A 770-nucleotide genomic window follows, 5' to 3' on the forward strand; every position below is an offset into this window, starting at 1 on the left:
GTCGACACCCTGCAGCCGCTGGACGTGCCGCAGGTCGTGGTTGCCAACACCGAGCTGGCGCTGGCGAAAATCGCCGCGGCCATGCAGCAGGGGCGCGACACCGGCGTGTTCGCCATCACCGGCAGCAACGGCAAGACCAGCGTCAAGGCACTGCTGCTGGCGATCCTGCAGCATGTCCAGGCCGTGGAACAGCGTCAGGTCTACGCCACTCCCGGCAACCGCAACAACGAGATCGGCCTGCCGCTGGCGGTGATCGATGCGCCGGAAGATGCCGACTACGCCGTCTACGAGATGGGTGCCGGCAAGCCGGGTGATATCGCCTATCTCACCGACATCGCCCGTCCGCGCTACGCGCTGGTCAACAACGTGGCGGCCGCCCACCTGGAACGCATGGGCAGCCTGCTCGGCGTGGCTACCACCAAGGGCGCCATCTACGCGGCGCTGCCGGAAGCGGGCGTGGCGGTGATCAATGCCGACGATGCGTTCGCACCGTTCTTCGAGCAGCATTTCCTCGGTACCCCGGTGCGCTGCCAGGTGCTGCGCTTCGGCCTGGAACACAGTGCCGAAGTGCGTGCCACGGAGATCGTGCTGGCCGCCGAGGTTCGCGCTTCACCCTGGTAACACCGCAGGGCCAGGCTGCGGTGGCACTGCAGTTGCCCGGTCGCCACAACGTGCTCAACGCGCTGGCCGCCGCTTCGCTGGCGCTGGCCGCCGGCATCGCCTTTCCCCAGGTGGTCGAAGGCCTGGCGCAGGCGCGTCCAGTGGCCGGC

At 68.4% G+C, this 770-nt stretch carries 1 pseudogene; it reads left to right on the forward strand.

The window, feature by feature from the left end:
* Nucleotides 1-770: pseudogene (locus tag JCM9942_RS17275) on the forward strand (Mur ligase family protein); the annotation flags it as partial.

Source organism: Stenotrophomonas pictorum JCM 9942 (assembly GCF_001310775.1).
GTDB classification, from domain to species: Bacteria; Pseudomonadota; Gammaproteobacteria; order Xanthomonadales; family Xanthomonadaceae; genus Stenotrophomonas; species Stenotrophomonas pictorum.